Origin of the sequence: Chryseobacterium sp. 1B4 (assembly GCF_036631475.1) — a bacterium.
Lineage (GTDB): Bacteria > Bacteroidota > Bacteroidia > Flavobacteriales > Weeksellaceae > Chryseobacterium.
In genome coordinates this window covers 150,200-172,807 of sequence record NZ_JAPNUF010000009.1, presented here as the reverse complement: position 1 = coordinate 172,807, position 22,608 = coordinate 150,200, and the positions used below count along the sequence as shown (strand labels likewise).

General features: G+C 35.9%; 23 protein-coding genes and 3 pseudogenes. 10 read left to right on the top strand and 16 right to left on the bottom strand.

The window, feature by feature from the left end:
- The first annotated feature begins 6 nt into the window (after positions 1–6).
- The 4 genes from OWR28_RS20010 (at position 7) to OWR28_RS19995 (ending at position 3,015) form a co-directional block, all read left to right on the top strand.
- Positions 7–624, top strand: a complete 618-nt coding sequence (locus OWR28_RS20010) for a 4-alpha-glucanotransferase (protein WP_332388224.1) — start codon at positions 7–9, stop codon at positions 622–624.
- Between the two features lie 138 nt (positions 625–762).
- Entirely contained in the window at positions 763–1,752 is a 990-nt protein-coding gene (locus OWR28_RS20005; RefSeq protein WP_332388223.1) for a hypothetical protein, read from the top strand.
- Positions 1,753–1,928: 176 nt separating this feature from the next.
- The gene (locus OWR28_RS20000; protein ID WP_332388222.1) at positions 1,929–2,378 is read left to right on the top strand and encodes a DUF4890 domain-containing protein; all 450 of its coding nucleotides are present in this window, start codon (positions 1,929–1,931) and stop codon (positions 2,376–2,378) included.
- A 127-nt stretch (positions 2,379–2,505) separates the two neighbouring features.
- The gene (locus tag OWR28_RS19995; RefSeq protein WP_002981834.1) at positions 2,506–3,015 is read left to right on the top strand and encodes a ferritin; all 510 of its coding nucleotides are present in this window, start codon (positions 2,506–2,508) and stop codon (positions 3,013–3,015) included.
- Between the two features lie 428 nt (positions 3,016–3,443).
- Here the strand turns inward: OWR28_RS19995 and OWR28_RS27205 are convergent, their stop codons facing one another.
- The 3 genes from OWR28_RS27205 to OWR28_RS27195 all read right to left on the bottom strand — a co-directional run bounded on the left by OWR28_RS27205 (position 3,444) and on the right by OWR28_RS27195 (position 6,578).
- A complete protein-coding gene (locus OWR28_RS27205; RefSeq protein WP_494168497.1) occupies positions 3,444–3,974 on the bottom strand; it encodes a PD-(D/E)XK nuclease family protein in 531 nt (176 codons plus the stop codon).
- 170 nt (positions 3,975–4,144) lie between these two features.
- On the bottom strand, positions 4,145–5,131 hold the full coding sequence (locus OWR28_RS27200) for a 3'-5' exonuclease (RefSeq protein ID WP_494168496.1): 987 nt from the start codon (positions 5,129–5,131) through the stop codon (positions 4,145–4,147).
- A gap of 1 nt (position 5,132) precedes the next feature.
- Entirely contained in the window at positions 5,133–6,578 is a 1,446-nt protein-coding gene (locus OWR28_RS27195) for a UvrD-helicase domain-containing protein (protein WP_494168495.1), read from the bottom strand.
- A 182-nt stretch (positions 6,579–6,760) separates the two neighbouring features.
- Here OWR28_RS27195 and OWR28_RS19985 point away from each other — a divergent pair, with 182 nt between their 5' ends.
- The 5 genes from OWR28_RS19985 (at position 6,761) to OWR28_RS19965 (ending at position 9,959) form a co-directional block, all read left to right on the top strand.
- Positions 6,761–7,411 carry a hypothetical protein gene (locus OWR28_RS19985; protein WP_332388221.1) on the top strand — a complete coding sequence of 217 codons (651 nt, stop codon included), beginning with the start codon at positions 6,761–6,763 and terminating at the stop codon, positions 7,409–7,411.
- Between the two features lie 95 nt (positions 7,412–7,506).
- Positions 7,507–7,809, top strand: a complete 303-nt coding sequence (locus OWR28_RS19980; RefSeq protein ID WP_332388220.1) for a hypothetical protein — start codon at positions 7,507–7,509, stop codon at positions 7,807–7,809.
- Between the two features lie 17 nt (positions 7,810–7,826).
- Positions 7,827–8,312 carry a hypothetical protein gene (locus tag OWR28_RS19975; protein ID WP_332388219.1) on the top strand — a complete coding sequence of 162 codons (486 nt, stop codon included), beginning with the start codon at positions 7,827–7,829 and terminating at the stop codon, positions 8,310–8,312.
- 19 nt (positions 8,313–8,331) lie between these two features.
- Entirely contained in the window at positions 8,332–9,144 is an 813-nt protein-coding gene (locus OWR28_RS19970) for a carboxypeptidase-like regulatory domain-containing protein (RefSeq protein ID WP_332388218.1), read from the top strand.
- A gap of 80 nt (positions 9,145–9,224) precedes the next feature.
- The gene (locus OWR28_RS19965) at positions 9,225–9,959 is read left to right on the top strand and encodes an SIMPL domain-containing protein (protein ID WP_332388217.1); all 735 of its coding nucleotides are present in this window, start codon (positions 9,225–9,227) and stop codon (positions 9,957–9,959) included.
- A gap of 237 nt (positions 9,960–10,196) precedes the next feature.
- Here OWR28_RS19965 and OWR28_RS19960 read toward each other — a convergent pair whose 3' ends face one another.
- The 5 genes and pseudogenes from OWR28_RS19960 to OWR28_RS19935 form a co-directional block, all read right to left on the bottom strand.
- A complete protein-coding gene (locus OWR28_RS19960) occupies positions 10,197–10,709 on the bottom strand; it encodes a GNAT family N-acetyltransferase (RefSeq protein WP_332388216.1) in 513 nt (170 codons plus the stop codon).
- Between the two features lie 3 nt (positions 10,710–10,712).
- Positions 10,713–10,934 carry a PspC family transcriptional regulator gene (locus OWR28_RS19955; RefSeq protein ID WP_002981826.1) on the bottom strand — a complete coding sequence of 74 codons (222 nt, stop codon included), beginning with the start codon at positions 10,932–10,934 and terminating at the stop codon, positions 10,713–10,715.
- 92 nt (positions 10,935–11,026) lie between these two features.
- Positions 11,027–12,282, bottom strand: a pseudogene (locus tag OWR28_RS27190) (DUF2851 family protein).
- Between the two features lie 27 nt (positions 12,283–12,309).
- Positions 12,310–13,458, bottom strand: coding sequence for an N-acetyl-alpha-D-glucosaminyl L-malate synthase BshA (gene bshA / locus OWR28_RS19940; protein WP_332388214.1), 1,149 nt, complete (start codon positions 13,456–13,458; stop codon positions 12,310–12,312).
- A gap of 25 nt (positions 13,459–13,483) precedes the next feature.
- Positions 13,484–15,187: a glycoside hydrolase family 3 N-terminal domain-containing protein gene (locus OWR28_RS19935; protein WP_332388213.1), complete on the bottom strand. Its 1,704-nt coding sequence runs from the start codon at positions 15,185–15,187 to the stop codon at positions 13,484–13,486.
- A 117-nt stretch (positions 15,188–15,304) separates the two neighbouring features.
- Here OWR28_RS19935 and OWR28_RS19930 point away from each other — a divergent pair, with 117 nt between their 5' ends.
- Positions 15,305–15,853, top strand: coding sequence for a hypothetical protein (locus OWR28_RS19930; RefSeq protein ID WP_332388212.1), 549 nt, complete (start codon positions 15,305–15,307; stop codon positions 15,851–15,853).
- Positions 15,854–15,881: 28 nt separating this feature from the next.
- On the opposite strand, the gene OWR28_RS19925 is transcribed toward OWR28_RS19930, so the two are convergent.
- The 8 genes and pseudogenes from OWR28_RS19925 to OWR28_RS19890 all read right to left on the bottom strand — a co-directional run bounded on the left by OWR28_RS19925 (position 15,882) and on the right by OWR28_RS19890 (position 22,502).
- Entirely contained in the window at positions 15,882–16,871 is a 990-nt protein-coding gene (locus OWR28_RS19925) for a hypothetical protein (protein ID WP_332388210.1), read from the bottom strand.
- A 157-nt stretch (positions 16,872–17,028) separates the two neighbouring features.
- A pseudogene (ribA, locus tag OWR28_RS19920) lies at positions 17,029–17,624 on the bottom strand (GTP cyclohydrolase II).
- 18 nt (positions 17,625–17,642) lie between these two features.
- Positions 17,643–18,101 carry a hypothetical protein gene (locus OWR28_RS19915; RefSeq protein WP_002981820.1) on the bottom strand — a complete coding sequence of 153 codons (459 nt, stop codon included), beginning with the start codon at positions 18,099–18,101 and terminating at the stop codon, positions 17,643–17,645.
- On the bottom strand, positions 18,098–18,712 hold the full coding sequence (locus OWR28_RS19910; RefSeq protein WP_332388209.1) for a DUF4254 domain-containing protein: 615 nt from the start codon (positions 18,710–18,712) through the stop codon (positions 18,098–18,100). Before OWR28_RS19910 ends, OWR28_RS19915 begins: the two co-directional genes overlap by 4 nt.
- A 14-nt stretch (positions 18,713–18,726) precedes the next feature.
- The gene (locus OWR28_RS19905; protein WP_002981818.1) at positions 18,727–18,939 is read right to left on the bottom strand and encodes a Sec-independent protein translocase subunit TatA/TatB; all 213 of its coding nucleotides are present in this window, start codon (positions 18,937–18,939) and stop codon (positions 18,727–18,729) included.
- 31 nt (positions 18,940–18,970) lie between these two features.
- Positions 18,971–20,532 (bottom strand): annotated as a pseudogene (locus tag OWR28_RS19900) (murein hydrolase activator EnvC family protein).
- On the bottom strand, positions 20,529–21,380 hold the full coding sequence (gene lolB1, locus OWR28_RS19895; RefSeq protein ID WP_332388207.1) for a lipoprotein insertase outer membrane protein LolB1: 852 nt from the start codon (positions 21,378–21,380) through the stop codon (positions 20,529–20,531). The pseudogene OWR28_RS19900 and the gene lolB1 overlap by 4 nt, the downstream one beginning before the upstream one ends.
- Before the next feature lie 105 nt (positions 21,381–21,485).
- Entirely contained in the window at positions 21,486–22,502 is a 1,017-nt protein-coding gene (locus tag OWR28_RS19890; RefSeq protein ID WP_332388206.1) for a sugar phosphate nucleotidyltransferase, read from the bottom strand.
- Positions 22,503–22,608 lie beyond the last annotated feature (106 nt).

The window sequence follows — 22,608 nt, the reverse complement described above, 5'->3', positions numbered from 1 at the left end:
TATGATTTGTACCATGACTATTTCTTCAGAAGACAGGATCATTTGTGGTATGAAAAAGCCATGGAGAAACTTCCCGTTATTCTGAATGCTACCAAAATGCTGATCTGTGGAGAAGATCTGGGTATGGTACCTGCGTGTGTTCCTGTTGTCATGGATGAATTGGCCATTATCGCTCTTAAGGTGCAAAGAATGCCTTCTGAAAATATACCGTTCTATAATCCTAAATATGCCAATTATATGAATGTGGTAACCGCTTCTTCCCATGACAGCTCAACATTAAGACAGTGGTGGAAAGAAGATTCCGTTCTTACACAGAGATACTATAACGAACAGCTGATACAGTATGGCAAAGCACCTGAAGACCTGAACCCTCATCTTGCAGAGATTATTATGAAGCAGCATCTGTATAATGAGGCCATGCTTGCTATTTTCCCGATTCAGGAATTTCTGGCAACTGATGCAGAACTTGCCAATAAGGAAATTGATAATGAAAGAATTAATAATCCCGCAGTTTTCCCCCATTACTGGCGCTACAGAATGCATATAAAACTGGAAGACCTGAAAGAAAGAACATCTTTCAATAAAAAAATCGCCCATTGGATAAAAGACAGTGGAAGAGTATAAATTTAACAATTGATTATCAACTAGTTAAAAATATTTTAAAAGAAGTTTGATCTTAGGATTTAACTTCTTTTTTTATTTATATCAAAGAGATAGAATTAAGATATTCTGCTATATATTAACCAATTAACGACTATAGAGATGAAAAAAATATTTTTAGGATTAGCTTTTGGGTTAGGCGTTTTGGCGTCTGCTCAGCAATATCCGAATAATGGTTGGAATGATGACGGTTATTATCAGAATGATGGAGGCTATTACAGCGATGAAGATGACAGAAATTATTTTCCTGACGATTATTACTACAATTATCCTCAGGATTATTATCCAAATGATTATTATCAAAGCTATTATAACGACTACAGAGGAAGTATTATTAATATCGACTGGAACGGATTTTTTATACAGAACAGATTAAGCAGATGGCAGGTAGATCAGATCATGAGATTGAATAACCTGTATGCAAGTTTTTCAGCATGGAATAATTTCTACAGATATAATCCGGACAGATGGTACTATGACAGGTTCTATGCACTGGAAAGAATCCTTGGACCAAGAGTATTTGTAGTTTTCCAGAATAACTACTACAGAGGCTACAGCCCGGTTGTATATTTCCAGAATTACAGAAGAACATATTATGTGCCGAGATATACTGTAATGCCGAGATACAGAAATATCAATGTTAATATTTACAGAGTAGACCGTTCAAGATTCCGCAGAATGGATAACCCTACTTTTAATATTATCAGAAGAGACAGCAGGCCGGACAATGGTTTCAGAAACACAAGAAGTGAGAACTCGGGAGGCTTCCGTGGTAACAATGGAAGTAACAATAATTCAGGATTCAGAAACGATCATAACGGAGGTTTCAGAAACAGCAATGGTGGCGGTTTCAGAGGGAATTCTGATAATGGAGGAAACAGAGGAAATGCAGATGGCGGCTTCAGGAATAATGGAGGTGGTTTCAGAGGAAACAGTGAAGTAAGAAGAGAAGCTCCTAAACGAGAAGATAATGGCGGTTTCAGAGGAAACAGCGGTGGAGGATTCAGACAGAGATCTGAAAATCCTGCTCCAAGACAAGAAAACCGTGGTAATAACGGAGGCGGCTTTAGAGGCAGTTTAGTAAGGAATTAATTTTCATATATTATATTTAAGTGGTGTGAAGGGCAGGTTTTTATAATCTGTCCTTTTTTTGTTGTTCTATTGGTTTATTTTTGTTAAAAATTAACATTATTTATGAATTTGTTAATTTAACTTGTGTTTTAATTCATAATCAAAAAGACATATAACAATTAATTAAATTTTAAAAGATGAAAAAATTAGTTTTAGCAATAGCATTTATCGGAATGGGAAGTTTTGCAATGGCCCAACAAACTACAACCCCACAGGACAGACAGGCAAGAGCTGTTGAAAGGAAGCAGAGAATGGAGCAGAAACAACAGGAACATTTAGACAAGATGCAGAAAGACCTTAACCTTAATGCATCCCAGGTCGCGCAGATAAAGGCACTTCAGGATAAAAGAAAAGCTGAAATGAGAGCTGAGTTTGACAAAAATAAAATTGACAGACAAGCTAAAATGCAGGAAATGCAGGCCAAAAGAGCACAAATGGATGCTGACATGAAAAAAATCCTTACTCCTGATCAATATGATAAATGGCAGGCTGACAGAAAAGCAAAAGCAGAGAAAATGAAAATGGCAATGAAAGAAAGAAGAATGATGAAAAAGCCTATGAATACGGGAACTGCTGATGTAAAATAACAGTTTGTAATTTTAGTTTTTTAATGTGTTAAGGATGGATATATTTCCATCCTTTTTATATTAATTTTCCCTAAAACTTTTGATTTCGGGCTTTTATTCCCTATTTTTGACTATAAATTTAATACTTATGGTTAGCGAAAAAATTGCGAAATTAATTAACGAACAAATTGCCCACGAACAATACGCTGCTCAATATTATCTTTCAATGTCTGCATGGTTTTCAGGAAAAGATCTGGATGGAATTGCCAACTATTTCAGAGTACAGAGCAAAGAAGAATTGATGCATGCAGATAAAATGTTTGATTATTTGAATGATGTAGGTGGGGAAATTATCATCGGGGAAATTCCAAAACCTCCGCATGAGTTCGAAAACGCAACAGATATTTTTGAGAAAGCACTGGCACATGAGAAAATCGTAACTAAAAGTATTTTCAATATTGTAAAAAATGCAAATGAGGAAGGAGATTTTGCAACGACATCATTCCTTCAATGGTTTATCAATGAGCAGGTAGAAGAAGAAGCAAGTGCCTCTCAATATGTAACGAAAATCAAAATGGTGTGTGATAATCCGTCAGCATTATACCTTTTTGACCAGGAATTGTCTCAGAGAGTGTTTACTCCTGATACAACAGCTTAAGATTGGAAAGCATTCAAAATATAAAACCGTTATCTTCTGGGATAGCGGTTTTTTTAAGATGATATAGTTATTTCCTATACGGCTGCCTTTGGATTCTCACAGCGGAAATAAAAACTACTGCTCCCAATACAAAACCTAGAAATAAAGAATTGGCAATGTTTTCAGCGGCCATATAATAGTGGCCATCTGATGTAACGGGAGGATCTAAACAATCAACAATATTGTAAATGACCACTGTAGAAAATAACATGATGATCAGACTTATTAAAAAGGAGTTTAAGTATATTCTCATGGTTGGTTAGTTGTAATCAAAATATAATCAAAGACTATATAATTGTATTCGTCTTTGAATAAAAATAATAAAATCTTTTATATTTTGAAAGGGTTTTACAAAAAAATGTTATAGTAATGTTTTGAAAATGTTCAGATTATAGATAAATGATCTGAGTTTTGAGTACTTTTTTGCCCAGGCGTTCAAGTATATTTTTATAACCTTCTACCTGCGCCTCATCCTTGGCCTTTGGTTCACCGGTCTTGAAATCCACAATAATGTAACCTTCTTCACCTTTCAAGATACGGTCCGGCCTGAATAGGTGGCTTTCTCCTCTTTCAGTGATCATAATGTCTTTTTCATTGATCACTTCCCACTTCTCATCGAAGAATTCTGCATAGGTCCTGACAATTTCCTGCAGCGTAAATTGTATCTCATTTTCCTCCAATGTGATCTGTCCCTCCAGGGCATACCCTTCCAATACCTTGTTGATGTCCTTTTCTGTATTGATCTTTGATAAAAGCTCATGTACAAAAAGTCCGATTCTTACCTTTTCATTCCGTACCTGGTAGTTTTTAGACGGAGTAGCGATTTTGATAGATGTACTCTTTTCATTAATGTTCTTCAGATGCCGGATATTCTGGGTCTTAAAAGAAGAAGTTTTATCCCTGGAATGTTTTTTCAGCATTTCAGGATGTACAGGATATACATCAAATTCGTCAGCCTGCTCCGGATTTTTTGTTTGAAGGAAATCCAGAAGTTCAAGATTGTTAGACGTTTTATTAGGTTTCTGTAGATAGAAAAAAAGCTGTTCAACAGGTCTCGTGGTAGCAACATACTGTAAACAGAGCCTGTCAATCAGATTTTTATAGGAATTTTTTGTGTTGAAAAAAGAATTTCATCATCATAAGCCTCCAGGTTTTTGCTGAACTGGTTGATATTCACAGATTTTAATGTTTCATTTTCATTCGTGTCAAACCAGTTGGAAAATTCGCTGTCGCGGTTTTTGTTCATCATAGGAATAAAAACAATAGGAAATTCCAGCCCTTTAGATTTGTGAATGGTCATGATCTGGATAGCGTCAATGTTTTCCGAGGCTTGAATAGTGTACGACGACGCTTCTTCATCCCAGTATTTCAGAAACTCTTTGGTACTTGCTCCGGCATTTTGTGTAAAATTGAAAAGCATTTCCAGGAAATTCAATAAGAAATCAGTTTCCTTGTTTTCAACAGAAAATTCGTTGATATAATATTCAATAAAATTATAAAGATTAAATCTTGGGAAATTATCCTGTTTAAGCTGAAGTGAATATTTCTCCTGAATGAACTGCAATATTTCCTCATGGCCATCAAGATCCAGAATTTCTTTCATACCTAAGGTAAAATCCGGCATATGAATTTTTCCCAGTGTATTCAGATGATACATCATCATGATCAGGCAAGGCTTATTCTTTGGGTTAAGTTCCCATCTCAGAAATTCAATGACAGCTTTTACAGTATTGGAAAGCTCCAGTGTAAGGCCTTTATCAGAAATCGTTTTAATATTGGTTTCTTCACCCTTATAATTAACTTTTAAGCTTCCCAGCTTTTGAGAATAACTGAAAATATCAAAATTTCCCCGGCAAAGGATCGTAATATCGGAGAACTTAAAACCATTGTCCAGACATTCCTGGATATCTTTTTGCATCCTTGCGGAAGTATCGGTATAAAAGTCTTCATTCGTAAGATTTTCGATCAGGTTGATCTTTACCCGCCCTTCAATCTTTGATTTGGAGCTTTGTTCAGCATCAGCACCGAAGATGTTTTTATGCTCTTCCAGAAGTCCTTCAGAATGGAAACGGTACAATTCATTGTTGAACTGTACAATGTTTCTGGCACTTCTCCAGTTGTCCTTTAAGACAAGAAGGTCTGCTTCTTTCGGTGAGAATTCTTTTGTTGATAATATCCAGCATCAGTTTACTTTCCCCGCCTCGGAAACGATAAATACTCTGCTTGGGATCACCTACCAGTGTGAAAGAAGTATATTCTGTAGAAACACTGTGATCTCTCAGCGGAACGAAATTCTGCCACTGCAGCTCAGAAGTATCCTGAAACTCATCAAAAAAATAATGTTGAAACTGTGAACCTACCTTTTCATAAATAAAAGCAGAAGGCTCATTTTTAAGATTTTCATTGATCAGGATATTAAACTTGGAAAGAAGGACAAGATCATTTTCTTCCTCAATTTTTTGAAGTTCGTCCTGGATATCCTTGTTTACTTTTAAAGGAAGAAGCGCTGATAAAACTTTCTCTTTCTTTTGAGTTTCAATATACATAAGGATAAGTTTCATCCTGTTTTCCAGAAGCTGATCAAGGATTTCAAAAATTTCAGATTCCTTATGCTTTGACTTTGAAGATGCTCCTTTCCTGTAATTGTTAATAACAGATTCCTCCAAAGTAGTCGGAAAAGGGAAGCCGGGTCTTTTCTGCTGATAAAAATCGATCACTTTAGTAAAGAAACCTCCGATTCCGTTTTTGCCCTGGGCAAAATCTTCAATATCTATATTTCTTGATTTGAATAGCTCAATAGAAGCAGCAGCCAGTTCCGCAGACTGCTTTTTATTCTGCACGATCTCTTTACGGAGTGCATTCTTTATATTTTCATAATTGGCATCATCAAAACTTTTATTGCTTTTCAGATGTTCGTAATGAATATCCTTTACAAATTCCTTTGCAGAATCATACAGGTTTTTATTCAGATTAATTCTTTCATTATTTTCAAGACTGTAGTCTACATAATCCATGAAAGAATTGGAGATGGTTTCATTCTCTCCGATCTGGTCCAGCATTTTATCAACTGCTTCTATCAGAAACGGTTCTGCTTCAATTTCAAGATTAAAATTCTTAGCCAGTCCCAGCTCATAGGAAAAGCTTCTTACCAGTCTTGAATTAAAACGGTCAATCGTTCCGATATTCAATGTGGAATAATTGTGGAGAACGTAATCCAGTAATTTCTTGGAACGCTGGTGAAGATCATCAATGGTAATTTTCAAACCCTGTTCTTCAAATGCTTTCTGGATATTTTTCAGGTCTGCATTCTCTGCATAATCTTTGGCTGAAAAATTGCCCAGCCACGATAAAATTCTCTCCTTCATTTCGTTGGCTGCTTTATTGGTAAAAGTCAGTGCGAGAATATTCCTGATCGACTGCTGCTGATTAGGATACCGGAGACAGATCATCAGAAGTCTTTGTACCAGAGCATATGTTTTCCCTGATCCGGCAGAAGCATTGATGACTGTATAAGAATTTTGCATTGTTGAAAGAGAATTGAGACTGCAAGTTAGCTAAAATTTAAAAGAAACTTTAACAATTTAATCAGCCTATTTAACAGTTTACAGAGTAAAAATCAAAAAGAAATATTAAAACGCGTTAACTGTGGTTAAACTTATGGTATAAATTAAAAATAATTTTAGCTTTGCTTTATAAAAAACAGCCCGTGAAACTCAAACTATTCTTTTTTCTATCCTTTATTCTCTTTATTCATACCCATGCCCAAAGCTATATCTTTGGTAAGATCACTTCAGAAAGCGGCACAGAAATGCAGGATGTGAATGTAATTAATATCAGAACAAATGAGATTGTAGTTTCAAACCGGGACGGGCACTTTATGATTTCCGGAAAGCAGGGCGATGAATTGCGCTTTATAAAAGCGGGTTATGAACGTATTACCAAAATAATTTCCCAGGAAAACACACAATCTCCAATGAATATAAGTATGGTTCGCCAGACTATCCAGATTCCTGAAGTTGCGGTGAAGCAAGGACTGACCGGAAACCTGAAGATTGATTCAAAACTTTATAATAAACCTAAAAAGGTGGAAAAACTGCTCAAAGATATGGATCGGTATATTGCTCAGAAATCAGATCCCAGAATACTGGCAGCAAAACCTGGGGAATTTGTACAGCCGAAAGGGCAGGGATTTTCTATTGGAAAAGTTAAAGATAAATGGGACGATGTAGATTTAATGAAATACATAAGAACAAGTCTGGGAGATGATTATTTTACCAATCTTAAAATAGAGAAGCCTCTGATAGATCATTTTATTTATTATGTTTTTGCAGGTGGTTTTGAAAGAAAAAAATACTGAAATACGGATTTTGCAGTGATGCGGATCTGAACAGGTTTCAGCGTTTTGTCCTGACAAGAATTTCATCTTATCGTGCTCCGCAAACTCAAAGATAAATGGACGTAAAATATATCAGCAGAGCTTTTTTTCTTGTGCTTTTTTGTATCACTTCTGGATTGTGGGGACAGCAGAAAGTATCAGGAAAGGTAATCACAGGGGATGAAATGGATTTAACTCCTGTGCTCATTGTTAATATTTCAGCCGGCAAAAGCATATTGAGCAATATGTCCGGAACATTTGAAATCGAAGCCAAGGAAAATGATGAAATAAGATTTGTAAAAGAAGGATATTATCGGGTTGATAAGAAGATTACCAAAGAAGATATCAGCTCTCCGTTCAATATCATTCTGAAAAAATAGAGATTCAGATCCCCGAAGTGAAAATTCAGTACAGACCTACCGGAAATCTTGCAAAAGATAATCAGCATTTGAATGAATCCAGAAAACTTCAGGCATTAAAATCAGACATGGAAGAATATATGAAAAGTCCGCTTAATCAGCCTTTACCTAGCAATGCCATATCTAAAACTTTTACCGGACATGATTTCAATGCAGGACAGGTCAATCTGTTTGGTGTCTTTAATGCTGTAAAGAAATTGGCAAAGCCTAAGGTCACCAAAGCGGATTATAATGAAACTCAGGATTTTCTTAAAAGAGTAAGGAATGAAGTGAATCTAGGCTTCCTGAAGAAATATGGAATGGATGAAGAGCAGATTGATGCATTTCTTCTGTATGCAGATAAAAACCGCTCATTGGCAAAAAGATACCGGAAGGATTTTAGTATTGATGTTATTGAATATGAGCTTAAAATAGCCTTCGGGGAATACAGTAAAATGAATAAATTAGAAGGAGGTAAAGAATAATTCTTATTAAAATTAAAAATTGAGTTATAGTACTGAAAATATGGAAGCATTTGGAAAACGGAAAATTTCTCTTTTCCTGATGCTTCTGTGCAGTATTTTTATTTTTTCCCAACAGACCGTCACAGGACGGATAGTGGATGATAACGGAGAAAACCTTAGCAAAGTAATTGTTATCAACATGTCTACTGATAAAAAAGTATATTCTGATACAGAAGGCATATTTTCTATTGATGCCAATCCTGATGATGAATTAAGATTTGTAAAGGAAGATTTCAACAGAACTTCAAGAAGAGTTCTTACCAACGGGACCAATTTACCATTGTTTATTACTCTTTATCAGATTCCGAAAGATGTGGGAGAAGTGAAGATTGTTAAAAAACTCACCGGAGATCTGGAAGCAGATTCCCGCATTGTGGCGAAAGCAGACAAAGGAGAGCAGGTAAGAGATGCTGTCGGCCTTCCGCAGCCGGTGGGGAAAATGAGGGAAAAACCGGCTGAGGTAAAAAGCGTTCTTCTGCCGATACTTTTAGGAAACCTGAATGTACAGGGAGTATATGACCTGATCAGTGGTAAAGCAAGGAGGCAGAAAAGACAGTATAGATATGATGATCTTCAGGAGCATATTGCCTGGGTACGGGACAGAATAGACGATGACTATTTTATCAAAGCAGGAGTTCCCGGTGACAGGATTTCAGAGTTTATTCAGTTTTCATTTTTGGCTAAACCTCAGGTACGGACCTATGTAAAAGCAAGAAATCTTTCCGGCGTAATGCTGAGACTGGAAGAAACAGTACCTCTTTTTCTGGAGAGACTGAAGCAGAATCAAAAGTAATTGAGATGTTAATAAAATCTTAAAATATTGGAATAGAAATTGATACAGTCATACTGTAACCAACTAAATTCACAAATTTTATGAATAAAAATATTCTTGCCGTAGCTATTGCAGCGCTTGGTTTTGTCATTGGCCTCGGTTTTTTAGGAAATGCCATTAAGAACAGAAATAAATCCGAAAACACAATTTCTGTAACAGGTTTAGGAACAAAACAATTTACTTCAGATCTCATTACTTGGTCAGGGAGTTTTTCCAAGAATAATGTAGATCTGAAATCTGCTTATGATGAACTGGCAACAGACAGAAAGGTTATCAATGATTATCTGCTTTCGAAAGGGATACCGCAAAAAGAGATCGTATTTTCTTCCGTAGATATTCAAAAACAGTTCAGAAGCTATAATGATTCAAACGGAAATTATGTACAGGGAGAATTCTCCGGCTATAACCTTACCCAAAAAGTTTCTATCGAAAGTAAAGAAGTTGGTAAAATAGAAAACTTATCCAGAAATATTACCGAAATCATCAACCGTGGGATTGAATTCACATCTTCTTCTCCGGCTTATTTCTATACCAAACTGGCAACTGTAAAACAGGAAATGATCGCCAGTGCAACTAAGGATGCAAAAGAACGTGCTGAAAAAATCGCAGAAAATTCCGGGAGCAGCCTGGGAAATCTGAAGAAAGCAACCATGGGAGTGATCCAGATTACAGCACCTAACTCCAATGAAGATTATTCTTACGGAGGAACTTTCAATACTTCATCCAAAGAAAAAGAAGCCAGTATTACAATAAAACTGGAATACGAAGTAAATTAACAGCAAAGTTATCTATTGAATTTTATACAACCGCAAAAGTCACAAAAGCATTCCTTTTAAAACAAGGTTAAAATGATAGGCCCCATAAGATGAAAATCAAAGATTTTCACAAAACTTTGGGGTACTCATTATGCATAAATTTTTGCTCTAAAAAACTTAAGTGTTTAAAACTTTTTATGCCTTTTGTGGTTAAAAAACATAAAGAAAAACGCCGGAAAAACAATTCCGGCGTTATATTTAAGCATAAATAATTTTATGAATTTCTTTTTTAGCGTCCTCTATATTTTCAGGTGTGTAGCTAGCAAGCAGCCATAAGTTCAAAGATTTTTTTCCTTCACCATAACTAGGCTGTATATGAGTGGTATCTATCAGGCTGAAATTATTTCTCTGATAAAAAGAATATCGTCTTGAGGCGTCTTCACTTAACTCTGGAGGTTCAATTTCCAGGATAATGCTTGGATAATTTTCTGATAAGTGATTCATTATATGAGAACCCAGCTTTTTACTTCTGAATGCTTCAAAAACTTCAAAATGTTCCACAAAAGCAAAAGAACTCAATTCCCAAAGGATGAGGTATCCAACAGCTTCCGATTCATGAATCACAGACATGAATTTTACATATGGATTTGAAAACAAGCCCATAAACTGTTCCTTATCTCTTTGTTCATCTACAGGAAAAGTGGCTGTGTAAGAAGCATAGATTTCCTGAACTCTTGGATCTTCAGCAGAAGTAATCGGTAAAAATTCCATAATTTATAAATCAAAGACACTGGGTCTTCTGGTGATGAAAATATCTTTAATCCAAAGGGTGAATGCCAATCCCAGATAAATCAGAAAGAAAAAACCGGCGGTAGCAAAAGTAGAGTAGATGAAGAAAACCCTCAGTTTAGAAACAGGAATTCCCAGCTTGGCCCCCATTCTTGTCAGTACACCGAACCATTCTCTTTCCATTTTATGACGGATATTACTCAGCATTTTCAGATTGTTATTTAAAAGTTTAAATCTAATACTGCAAGGTAAGAAATTTTTCTGACAAAGATTTTGATGAAAAAACTGTCCAGCTAAGGTTATTCTTTTAAAAGTTTAAATCCGATACTGCAGGCCAGACAGTTTTTGGATTCACAATAGGTTTTGTGATGATAAATCAGACTTTGACTTTCCAAGGCATTGGTTATATTTAATCCAAGCTTTTTCCACCCTGTAATAATAATATTTTTCTCAGCAGAAATAGTTCTGTACAGTTCAGTGATTTCATCCGCAGTTTCTTCATGATGATATTTATGATAAGTATACTTTAAAGGGAGTACAGTGTTCAGAATAAGAAGATCAACAAAATCTTTACTCAATGTTTTAGACTGCACTTTGGCAATACTTCCGAAATTGAAATGAAAATCCCAGTATTCTGAAGCTTTTACAGATTTGAAAACAGCATATAGCTGATCTGTATTCTTAGCTTCCATAATCTTTGAAAATAAATTCTGATGTGTATACAGATCTGCTAATTGTGACAAACGGATTGTAGGGAAATTGGGAGGTCTTAATCTTAAAAATTTCGGATGAAATTTTAAATCAGAGATAGAAAACTTGGCTTTAATAAAATTAAATTCTCTTTTCCATATTTTCATCTGACCATCCTGAGGATCCTCAAGCCACCCGGAAATTCCGAATAACAAGGCTTCAAGCTGAAGCGGGTTCTGACGGATTTTATTAATAATACTGTAATCGATACTTTCTGCCATTTGCCGGAAAATATGAGCATTTACTTTTAAGCCAAATGAATAGGCAAAGCTGTGGAATAAAACAGCCTCAAAATTATTTTTGTATTGCTCTAAGCTTTGCTCAAGCTCAGAGGATTTCTCATCCAGCTTTTGCAGAATATTCTCTTCATGAAAGTTGACCGGGATTTTTTCGGATCAAAGATTTTTTCACAGGGAATAAATTCATCTCCGTTAATAAGTTTTTCATACTTCCACAGGATATTTTCATCAATATAATTTTTAAGTTCCAAAGTGGGAATATGCTTTCCGGTATGTTCATGAATTTCCATGTCGTGCTGAAAAACAACATGAAGAATGACATTCTGATAATTGGGGTCCTGTGAATGATTGTGAAAAATCCAGTCTGAGGAACGGACATGCAGTTCTGTATTTCCTGCGAGAAGTAATCCGTTGATCCTGATTTGGGCATCAAGAAAATCAGGGCCGGCATTTTTATTCCATTTTCCGGAATGGATAATCTCAACGGAATTTCCTTCAATATCCTTGAAGTCAAAATTTTTGAAAACCTTATAGTTCCAAAGATATTGAAGTAGTTTTTCCGTCATAAGTGTGACGTAAATATAATAGAAATATTATACTTTCGTCAGCTCCTTATTAAAATTTTCGATGGTTGTTCTATACATTTTCTCATAGATAGGAAGAATGTTTTTCAAATCGAATTTTATCGCCTGATCTTTCGCATTTTGCTTCATTTTGGCTAAAAGCTCATCATTGCTCAACAGCTTGATGGTGTAATTGCTCATGGCTTCCACATTTCCGATTTCAGCCAGATATCCCGTTTCTCCCTGAATGTTCACTTCAGGAATTCCTCCAGCGTTAGAGCTGATTACCGGAGTATAAGCTGCCATGGCTTCCAACGCTGCAAGACCGAAGCTTTCCTGCTCGGAAGGAAGTAAAAATACATCTGAAAGTTGTAGGATTTTATAAAGATCATTTACTTTTCCTAAAAGACGGATTTTGGAAATAAGCTCCGGGTTTTCCTCCAGGAACTGATTGACCTTTTCCATATCAGGCCCTTCACCAATAATGATTAGTTTGGATTTTACCTTTTTCTCCACATTTTTAAAGATCTGAAGTACTTCGTCCACACGCTTTACAGGACGGAGGTTAGATACATGGATCAGAATTTTTTCATCAGGATTGGCAAACTGTGTCCTCTGGCATTCAGTACAGTCATCAAATTCAGAATTGTCAATAAAATTGGTAATCACCTGAATTTCTTTTTTGATATTAAAAAACTGAAGAGTATCTTTTTTCAGGCTTTCAGAAACTGAAGTAATCGCATCAGACTGATTGATCGAAAATTCTACAGCATGCTTATAACTTGGGTGCTGGCCTACAAGAGTTATATCTGTTCCGTGCAAGGTCGTTACCAAAGGAATGTCATTATTGTCTTCCTTAAGCATTTGTTTTGCCGTAAATGCGGCATATGCGTAAGGAATAGCATAATGTGCGTGCAGAAGATCCAGTTTATAAAGATTGACAACCCTGTAGATCATCGAACTCAGCGCAATATCATAAGGCTGATACTGGAAAAGCGGATAGGTCTGAACATTTACCCTGTGAAAGAAAATATTCGGGTTGGTGATGTCTAATCTTGCAGGAAGTGCAGAACTGATGAAATGTACTTCATATCCTTTATTGGCAAGGGACATTCCTAATTCTGTTGCTACAATTCCGCTTCCTCCATATGTCGGATAGCAAAGTATGCCTATTTTCATTAGATTATTGTTGTTTGATATTGTATTATTTGGTGTTTGCGGAAGTTGCTGCATTAAGCTCTATGCCTATACCCGGTTTTAACCGGTCATTAACCAGTACCGGAAGTTTTCCCCATATTTTTGTTTTCCCATTTAAAGCATCGGCAGTTGCATTCATAGAATCATCATTGTTTTCATAAGAGACAAGAACTGTTGAAACTTTTGAAATATCAATATCCTTCAATGCATAAGCGCTTCCGAAAACATTCAGAATTACATTTTGGTTTTGAGTAAGATCAGAAAGTACTTTCTTAGATTCTGATGAAATTTTATAAGGCTTATAAGCTGTTGAATTATCTTTATGGAAACCTACGATTACTGTAGAACCCGCTGGAATAGTATTAATCTCTCCAGCTTTTTTGATAATCACATTATTCCCTAACCTGTTGGCAAAAGTCTGGTAAGGAGCTTCTTCCAGAGGAACGTAATATATTTGTTTCCCGGTAAGAGGCAGTAATTTCTTTTCATCCTTTAATAAAGTCAAAGCATTGGAATAAAGGTTCTGTACCAATTGGGTATGAGAATTATTATTAAGATCTGCATTGATGTTTTCCGGATTTTTAGGGGTATATTGAGTCAGACCAAGGAAATACTTGGTCAGTAAGATCTTTTTCACACTTTCCTCTACTCTGGATTGAGGTATCTCACCTTTATCTATAGCTTTCTGAATTAATTTTTTGCCTTCGGAGACCCCTTGTGAGAAAAGCATGATGTCATTTCCTGCTTTAAAGGCCATAGCATCCAGTTCGCCTGGTTTATATTTGTTGGCTACAGCGCCCATATTTAATGCATCTGTAATGATTAAGCCTTTATAGCCCAGCTTATCTTTAAGTAAACCGGTAATAATATTTTTGGAAACAGAAGCCGGAATCCCTTTTCCTGATTCTAAATTCGGAACGTATAAATGAGCAACCATTACACCGCCAATTCCTTTGTCCATCAAAGCTTTGAATGGTGCCAGCTCTACTGTATTAAGTCTGTCAATGTTATGGGAAACTACAGGAAGATCAAGATGGGAATCTGTGCTGGTGTCCCCATGGCCCGGGAAATGTTTGATAGCAGCTAATATATTGTTATCCTGAAGACCGTTGGAATAGGATAGAGCAGAGCTGATTACATTGCTCACTTCAGATCCGAAACTCCTGTTACCGATAATCGGATTATCAGGGTTGGTATTGACATCTACTACAGGAGCAAAATCCCAGTTGATTCCCATCCTGTGACAATCTTCAGCAATTTTTGCAGCCATCTGATAGACAAGATTTTTATCCTGGATGGCACCTAACGTCATTGCCCATGGAAATTTGTGAGCCGTTGCAATTCTCTGATACAATCCCCATTCCGCATCCATACCAATCATCAGAGGAACTTTAGATTTTTGCTGGAATTCATTCACCAGACCGATTTCCCTTGCGGCATCATCCTGCATTAAAATCAGGCCTCCTATTTTATCATTTGTAACAATATTTCTTACCTGGCTGATATAGTCTTCTCCTTTATTGGTATACAGTGCAACAATAAAAAGCTGTCCAAGTTTTTCATCCTGAGAAAGATTTTTGTAAGTTTTATCAACCCATTGCTGAGCCTTTTTCAAATCTTCCTTGGATGCATTTTTAGGCTGATACTGCGCCTTAACTTTAGGACTTATCAATGCAACAATAAAGAGTGAAGTATATATTAATTTCTTCATGACTTTTTTGAATAAGAACAAAAATACAATTAAAAAAATGATGAAAACAAAGTTTTCGAAATTTTTGGTATATGATTTGAATACGCAATATAAATAATTTACTAAACTTTAATAGAAATGAAAAAAATACTTCTCTTCTTATTCCTGGGCGCTGTAGGTTTTACAGCTTATAGCTGTGATAATAGTGATGACACTGTAGTACAGGGAACAGATTATGATACAATAAGCCAGTCATTTGATATTAGCCCAACTTTTACCAGAGTTAACGACAACCTTTATAGATGGAGTGATGACTTTAACAAGCCATTAGTACAATCTGATATGGTGCTTATTTATATGCAGATTGGAACTGACGGAGATGCTCCTGTCTGGAAGCTTCTGCCATATACTTATTATGTAGGGAATGCAACTAATGATGCCGTAGACTATATTTATGAATTCAGTAAGTATGCAGCTACGATTAATATTAATTCTACCAGTACTTTCAGTTTGACAGCTAATCCATCGTATTATCAGAACAAAAAATTTAGAGTCCTGATTCTACCTGCAAACAGTACAGGAACAGGTGGTGCAAAAATGGCTAAAGGCGCTCCTGTAGATTATAACGATTATAAGAGTGTAATCAAATATTACAATATTGACGAGTCTAAAATCAAGGCTAAATAATTCAGAATATCTTTTCAGTTTTTTATAATTAAAAAAGTCCCGGGAGAAATATCTTCCGGGGCTTTTGATTTTTAGTTTCTAAAACCGCCGCTTTAATATAATAAGCAGCGTCGTATGGTTTTTGTATTATTTTTACATTTCTTATGTCTAGCCAAAATGCGCTTTGTGGAACATGGGTAGCTGGAACTATTGATGATTGTTCTGGTAAATAGTAAATTTTAAGACTATTCTTAGGCTCAGTTGTAGAGAAATAAAAAGTATAAGTTTTATCTTCATTAGTCCACTGAGTAGTTTTCTCAGTTTTTTGTTTTTTATAATAGTTGGCAGAAGCGAATCCATTTCCAACATTTGGTCTTGTGGCACAAGGGTCATCTCCTGGTATTTGCGGTGAATCTGCTAATTCCAATGCTAAAGTTGGAGCTGCTTCACTTTTATCAATATTAAATAGGTCGTCATCTAATCTGTTTTCTCGATTGTTGTTTTTAGTAGTATATATATAATCCTCTACATTAGTAGTTACAATAATCTCATAAGTTTTATTTGGCTCAAAATATTGCTCTATTGAAATTGCATTTGATATTGGGTCATTTACTAGTACTGATTCACCTCTAGAAATTATTGTCTTCCCTCGATTTTCAGCTTTAAGCATGACACCATGCCAATAATAACTAGTATTATAAGATGGTCTTCGGCGTGGCTTCCCATACCCTCTTATTTGGTAGCCATTTTGTTCTATTGGGTTTGGTCCGTAACATTTTGTTGAAGTAAAATAACTCCCTTGTGGACTTATTAAATCTGTAAAAGAGCATCCCCCATTTTCGTTTATGACACCAGTAGTAAAAGATAAATCCATTATAACTGATTCGGTAGCATTCTTAGCTAACATATTTTTAGACATCAATGAAAATTCAGTAGTGTTTTTTGGAATTGAATTTTCATCCTGAGAATAAATTAAATCATTGCTATTTGCACAAGCAATGAAAAATAGTGAAGAAATAATGAATAATGTTTTTTTCATAGTTGAATAATTTTCTGTGCAAAGATAATTTAACTTTATAAAAAAAACACTAATTTGTGAATTATCAAATAATTAAAATGTTTTTATTAATTTCCATAATTAAAAAGCCCCAAAAAATATATATTTTTTGGGGCTTTTTAATATTTACTTTATAAAATTAGTTATCATTGTCATCCAGAAGATGTCCAAAGAAGTCTTTTTTGTCTGCAGATATCCTTTGCTTATTTCGTTGGCAGGAATCTGTAGCGGTACTCTTGAATTAAGGTGAATATTGCTGTCAACCACATACTTTACCTTTTCAGGGTTATTGGTCAAAAGATTGATGTCTTTTACATCCAGCAGATTAAGAATTTCAATGGCTACGCCAAAGTTTCTGTCGTCTGCAGGAAGACCCAGCTGAAGATTGGCCTGTACGGTATCCAATCCTTTTTCCTGTAGTGAGTAAGCTTTCAGTTTGTTGATGATCCCGATGTTTCTGCCTTCCTGACGAAGGTAGATGATAATTCCACCGTTTTCATGGATGTATTTCATTGCAGCATCCAATTGCTGGCCGCATTCACATTTTTTTGAATGGAAAACTTCTCCGGTAATACATTCTGAGTGGAAACGAACATTGACAGGCTTTGAGAAATCTGTGTTTTCTGCAACAATGGCCATATGAGGCATCCAGTCATTTTCGTTTTCGGAGAAAGCTATCATTCGGAAAGTACCGTGCTCTGTAGGAACATTGGCTTCCGCCTGAATTTTAATCATTGATAGTTCAATTAGTTTTTAACTTCCTGGCAAAGTATCTTCAATAACAGAAACATTGGTTTTTAAACGAACGAGATATCTGTTAAGAACTTCATCTTCATCTCTGTCAAGATTCTGCCTTAGCTTCTGTATTTTTTTGTATGATTTTTCGAAGCTTTTCAAGGCTCTGCTCTTTCCTGCAGAATTGCTGGCATCAATAGCATATAAATAATTCTGAAGGCTGTATTTCATGCTTGTAATCTCATCATTTAATCCGTTGTTTTTAAACTTGGGAAAAGTGGAGATCATATTTGAAATTTCAGAAGCATTTACATTCTGTTTTATATTGATATTGAAATTCTTCTTTGAGCCTCTATCGGAATCAGAACCTTTTGCATCGCTATAAAAATTACTTGACAACGGAGAAAGATTAAGTTTTTCCGTTGCACAGGAAGATGTTAATATGATAAGTACTCCAAAGAAAAATAGTCGTTTCATTTTTGTTGCCCTTTTTGATAAAGGATTGGGTTAAGACTTTCATCATTGTACATTTTCATTTGTTTGTACACTTTCATCTTAACGTTACCGTTTTCAATATCAGCAAGCAACTGATCTATAGAAGTTGATAAATCCTCTTTCTGAGTAAGCAGAACATCCAGTTTAGCCTGGCAGCTGTTTCTGTGTTCTTCAGAAGCGGATTCTCTGTTAGCTTCTAACGACATATGATAAACCTTTAATGCAAGAATGGAGAGCCTGTCTACTGCCCAAGCGGGAGTTTCCGTATTTATTTTTGCTTCCGGTTTAGGAGTTATATTTTCAAACTTATTAAGGAACCAGCCATCAATATATTCTACCAGATCAGTTCTTTTCTGATTGGAGGCGTCTATCGTTCTCTTGAGTTGAAGAGCTTCAGCCGGATCAATATTTTCATCTCTAATTATATCTTCCAAATGCCATTGAACGGTATCAATCCAGTTCTTTGCATACAAAATCCGTTCCAAACTATCTTTTTCGAACGGGTTATTAATTAGAGTGTTAACGTCATCAGACACGTGATAGTCTTCAATGGCTTGATTGAAGACTTTCCATGCAGTCTCAGTAAATTTCATTAATTCTAAGGAATTTAGTTGCTTGAAGAATTGTTATTGTTGGAAGCCGATTTATTTTCAGAACCTGGTTTGTCTTCTTCTTTTACTGCATCTTTAAATTCCTTGATTCCTGAACCTACTCCTCTCATTAATTCCGGAATTTTCTTTCCTCCAAAAAGCAATACTAAAATGATTGCAACGATAAGGATATGCTGCCAAGATAAGGCAAGTATTGTTAATGTATTCATCTCTTAAAATTTCTACAAAGGTACACTTTTTTTAATATGAAATCCAACCTAACGGATCAACCGGTGTACTTCCGTTCCATACTTGGAAATCAAGGGTATAGGCGCCATCAAAATCCTGAGCTATTGTCCCTACAGGAGTTCCTGAAGAAACCTGCTGTCCTTTTGAAACACTTACATTTCCTAAGTTGGAATAAATAGTAAAATAGCTGCCGTGTTTGATAATAACAGTCTTTGTTCCGTCATTGTTAGCCAATACCGAAGATACTGATCCCGGGAACACTGATTTTGCACGTGTACCTGACGGGACGGAAATTTTAATCCCGTTATTTTCTTCTGTAATATTTTTGAAAACCGGGTGCGGCTGTCTTCCGAAACGGTGGGTGATCTGTCCGGCTCTGTCTGCAGGATAACCAAGTCTTCCCCTGTTGTCTGCAAAACTGCTTCCCGTTGCAGTAGAAACTCCGTAGCTTGTCATAGCTTTTGTTTCAGCTGCCTTTTTCTCGTCTTCTTTTCTCTTGGTAAGTGCTGCTTCTGCTGCTCTTGCTGCTGCCAGTTTATCTGCTGCTTCCTTAGCTCTTGCATTAGCTTCATCCGAAGCTTTTTAGCAGCTACTCTTCTTGCTTCATCTCTTGCATTGGCTTCTGCTTTTGCAGCTTCTTCATTACGTTTTCTTTCTTCTTCTGCTCTTTTTGCGGCAAGATCTGCAGCTCTTTTGGCTTCTGCTTCTGCTAGTCTTCTTTCTCTTTCCAGAGCTTCTGCTCTTGCTTTAGCCTCTGCTTCAATTCTTGCTTTCTCCCTTTCAGCAGCCAGCTTTGCCAGACGTATCTTTTCTGCTTCTGCTTTCTTTCTGGCTTCTTCTTCTGCTTTAGCGATTCTTATTTCTTCAGCAATAATAGCCCTGATCTGTCCCTCCAATGCTTTAGACTGAACCTGTTTTTGCTTAAGTTCTGCAGTCAGCTTGGATTCGTTTTTCTTGAATTCGGCTACTAACTGTTCTTTTTGGGCTCTTTCAGCATTGATGGTCGCCAGATCTTTCTGTTGGTTGATCAAAAGGGATTCCTTCGCTTTTACAGAATTTTGTTTTTGTGCGATGGTCTTTTTGATGAGATTGGCCGCATCTGTGATTTCAGCTGCTTTTTTATCCTGGTAATCTGAGTATTGTTTCAGGTACTGAACTCTTCGTATCGCTTCTCCTAAATTTTTAGCAGAAAGAATAAAAGTTACTTTGTTCTGTACTCCTTTATTTTTATAAGCATTTACCAAAACTTCAGCGTAATTTTTTCTCAAAACGGCCAGTTCTTTATTCTGACGGTTGATTTCCAGCTGGCGTAAATAGATATCATCCTCAATGAATCTTTTTTCTTTCTGCGTGTTATTATACACCTTTTCTCTTAAAACCAATTTTTGGTTGACACTGGAAAGGTAAGCTACGGAAAGTTTAGATTCACTTCTGGTTTTGGCTAAATCGGTATTTATTTGTGCAATTTGTTTTTTAAGTTCGGCATTCTGCTTCTGCAGCTGTTCTTTGGTCTGCTGTCCATGATGCAGTCCGAACATCAAAACACCTATTAAAAAGCTAAATTTTTTAATCATTTAATCTCAATTTTCTTATAACTGGATGGTACAGAATAAGGTGTTTCCATCCTCGAAAAGTCAAATTTCGTATTTTCCAGTAAAATCTGACTAGATTTTGAGCCTTTTATAATTATTTTAACATTTTTCGGAAGGCGGATTCCTTCATATTCATTCCAGTCACTATAAGAAATTTCCAGCTCGTCAGAGGACAGAATATCTTTTAAATTTACACTTAATAAATCGTAATTGGTATCATACTGAAGAGCTACTTTATACTCTCTGTTTTTTTCATCCGTTACAATTTTCTGATTGGTATTGGAAACCATTTTAAAACCCTGTGCATTTTGGGTGAGGTCAAACTGTCTGTCGTTGATCTTTACAAAAGTTCTTCCCAGTAAGATTTTTTCCAATGATTTGTAGTCAATGAAATTGACATTCAGTAAATTATTGAGATAATCAAAATCGGAATCTATATAAGTTTTATTGATTTTATCCTGTCCTTTTATTCCTTCTGGAGTGGCAATGCCTCTTGCAGCATTGATAAACAAAGCTCTAAGATTCATCCATACCTTTTTATCCTTTTCAATATAGACGGTTGCATCCAGCGTCGGAACATAGCTTCCCGTTTCTACCTTTACTTTGCTGTCTATTTTGATTTGTTCAAATTTTGGCGGAATCAATACATGCTCATAAAAAGTGAGCTTATCTCTCACCGGTTCATTGGCATCTTTTGGATTTCCACTATCTTTATCTTTTGCAGCATTAATGCTGTCCCGTGTACGATCTGTATCATTTTGAGCAGCAGTACGGGTCTTACAGGATGATAAGGCAAGAAGCAATAAAAGAAAAGGGATCCAGTTTTTCATGTATTTATCTTTAATTAAAAAATACGTTGCAATATTAACGCCAAACCACACAAAATCTTTTGTGTGGCTTGATGATAAACTGTTTAAGTTAAATATTTTTGATTCTTATTTAGATAAAAAATCTAAAACGGAATAATCACCTAATGAAATTTCTCTGGCAACTCCGAAATACTGTGCAGAGTTACCGATCATAGAGTTGGATAGGTTTCCATGATTGATTCTTGTGTTTTCCTGAATCAGGGAGTTTTCAATATTGGAATTGACAACGGTAGTGTTGTTTCCTAAAGAAACACCAGGTCCCACTTTTGAATTGGAGATTTTTACATTTTCTCCAATAAAGCAAGGCTGAATGATCAAAGAATTTTCAATCACAGCAGAAGCAGGATAATGAGTCATTGCTTCTCTTTCATATTCAAGGATTTTGCTGTTGGTTTCTACTGTAGCATTTTTGTTACCGCAATCCATCCAGTCGTTTACTTTTCCAAGGGTAAACTTAGCGCCTTTGGATCTGAGGTTTTCAAGAGCGGTTGTTAACTGATATTCGCCTCCGTTTTTAATATCATTATCCATGATATAATTGATCTCATCCATCAGTTTTTCAGCACTGTTGAAATAATAAATACCGATGATGGCAAGATCTGAAACAAAAGTCTGGGGCTTTTCAACAAAGTCGGTAATGAAACCGTAATTATCCAGTTTTACTACTCCGAAAGCAGATGGATCTTCAACACTTTTCACCCAGATTACACCGTCAGAATTTTTGTCCAGCTGGAAATCTGCACGGAAAAGCGTATCTGCAAAAGCAATAACGACATCTCCCTGCATAGACTGCTCAGCACATTTGATGGCGTGAGCGGTTCCAAGAGGATCATTCTGATAATAAATACTACCCTTTGCTCCCAGCTTTTCAGCAATCTGAATAAGGGATCTTTCGATCTCAGAGCCAAAATCTCCGATGATAAAAGCTACCTCTTCAATGTTTTCTCCTGCAACTTTGGCAATATCTTCCACCAATCTCTGTACGATAGGTTTTCCTGCAATAGGAATAAGAGGTTTTGGAACTGTCAGGGTATGTGGACGTAATCTGGAACCACGTCCAGCCATAGGGACAATAATTTTCATAAATTATATGTATAAAAGATGTTTTATTAGTTGTTTTATATTAAGGCTAAAGATAATCATTAAAACATTTGATGTGGTATAATTTATATCTTTTTAAATATTTGTT

Excerpts from the sequence above, each read along its gene's own strand:
- OWR28_RS20005 (WP_332388223.1), top strand. The coding sequence starts at position 763 with ATGAAAAAAATATTTTTAGGATTAGCTTTTGGGTTAGGCGTTTTGGCG.
- OWR28_RS20000 (WP_332388222.1), top strand. The coding sequence starts at position 1,929 with ATGAAAAAATTAGTTTTAGCAATAGCATTTATCGGAATGGGAAGTTTT.
- OWR28_RS19995 (WP_002981834.1), top strand. The coding sequence starts at position 2,506 with ATGGTTAGCGAAAAAATTGCGAAATTAATTAACGAACAAATTGCCCAC.
- OWR28_RS27205 (WP_494168497.1), bottom strand. The coding sequence starts at position 3,974 with ATGCTGAAAAAACATTCCAGGGATAAAACTTCTTCTTTTAAGACCCAG.
- OWR28_RS27195 (WP_494168495.1), bottom strand. The coding sequence starts at position 6,578 with ATGCAAAATTCTTATACAGTCATCAATGCTTCTGCCGGATCAGGGAAA.
- OWR28_RS19980 (WP_332388220.1), top strand. The coding sequence starts at position 7,507 with ATGGACGTAAAATATATCAGCAGAGCTTTTTTTCTTGTGCTTTTTTGT.
- OWR28_RS19965 (WP_332388217.1), top strand. The coding sequence starts at position 9,225 with ATGAATAAAAATATTCTTGCCGTAGCTATTGCAGCGCTTGGTTTTGTC.
- OWR28_RS19960 (WP_332388216.1), bottom strand. The coding sequence starts at position 10,709 with ATGGAATTTTTACCGATTACTTCTGCTGAAGATCCAAGAGTTCAGGAA.
- OWR28_RS19955 (WP_002981826.1), bottom strand. The coding sequence starts at position 10,934 with ATGCTGAGTAATATCCGTCATAAAATGGAAAGAGAATGGTTCGGTGTA.
- bshA (WP_332388214.1), bottom strand. The coding sequence starts at position 13,458 with ATGAAAATAGGCATACTTTGCTATCCGACATATGGAGGAAGCGGAATT.
- OWR28_RS19935 (WP_332388213.1), bottom strand. The coding sequence starts at position 15,187 with ATGAAGAAATTAATATATACTTCACTCTTTATTGTTGCATTGATAAGT.
- OWR28_RS19930 (WP_332388212.1), top strand. The coding sequence starts at position 15,305 with ATGAAAAAAATACTTCTCTTCTTATTCCTGGGCGCTGTAGGTTTTACA.
- OWR28_RS19925 (WP_332388210.1), bottom strand. The coding sequence starts at position 16,871 with ATGAAAAAAACATTATTCATTATTTCTTCACTATTTTTCATTGCTTGT.
- OWR28_RS19915 (WP_002981820.1), bottom strand. The coding sequence starts at position 18,101 with ATGAAACGACTATTTTTCTTTGGAGTACTTATCATATTAACATCTTCC.
- OWR28_RS19910 (WP_332388209.1), bottom strand. The coding sequence starts at position 18,712 with ATGAAATTTACTGAGACTGCATGGAAAGTCTTCAATCAAGCCATTGAA.
- OWR28_RS19905 (WP_002981818.1), bottom strand. The coding sequence starts at position 18,939 with ATGAATACATTAACAATACTTGCCTTATCTTGGCAGCATATCCTTATC.
- lolB1 (WP_332388207.1), bottom strand. The coding sequence starts at position 21,380 with ATGAAAAACTGGATCCCTTTTCTTTTATTGCTTCTTGCCTTATCATCC.
- OWR28_RS19890 (WP_332388206.1), bottom strand. The coding sequence starts at position 22,502 with ATGAAAATTATTGTCCCTATGGCTGGACGTGGTTCCAGATTACGTCCA.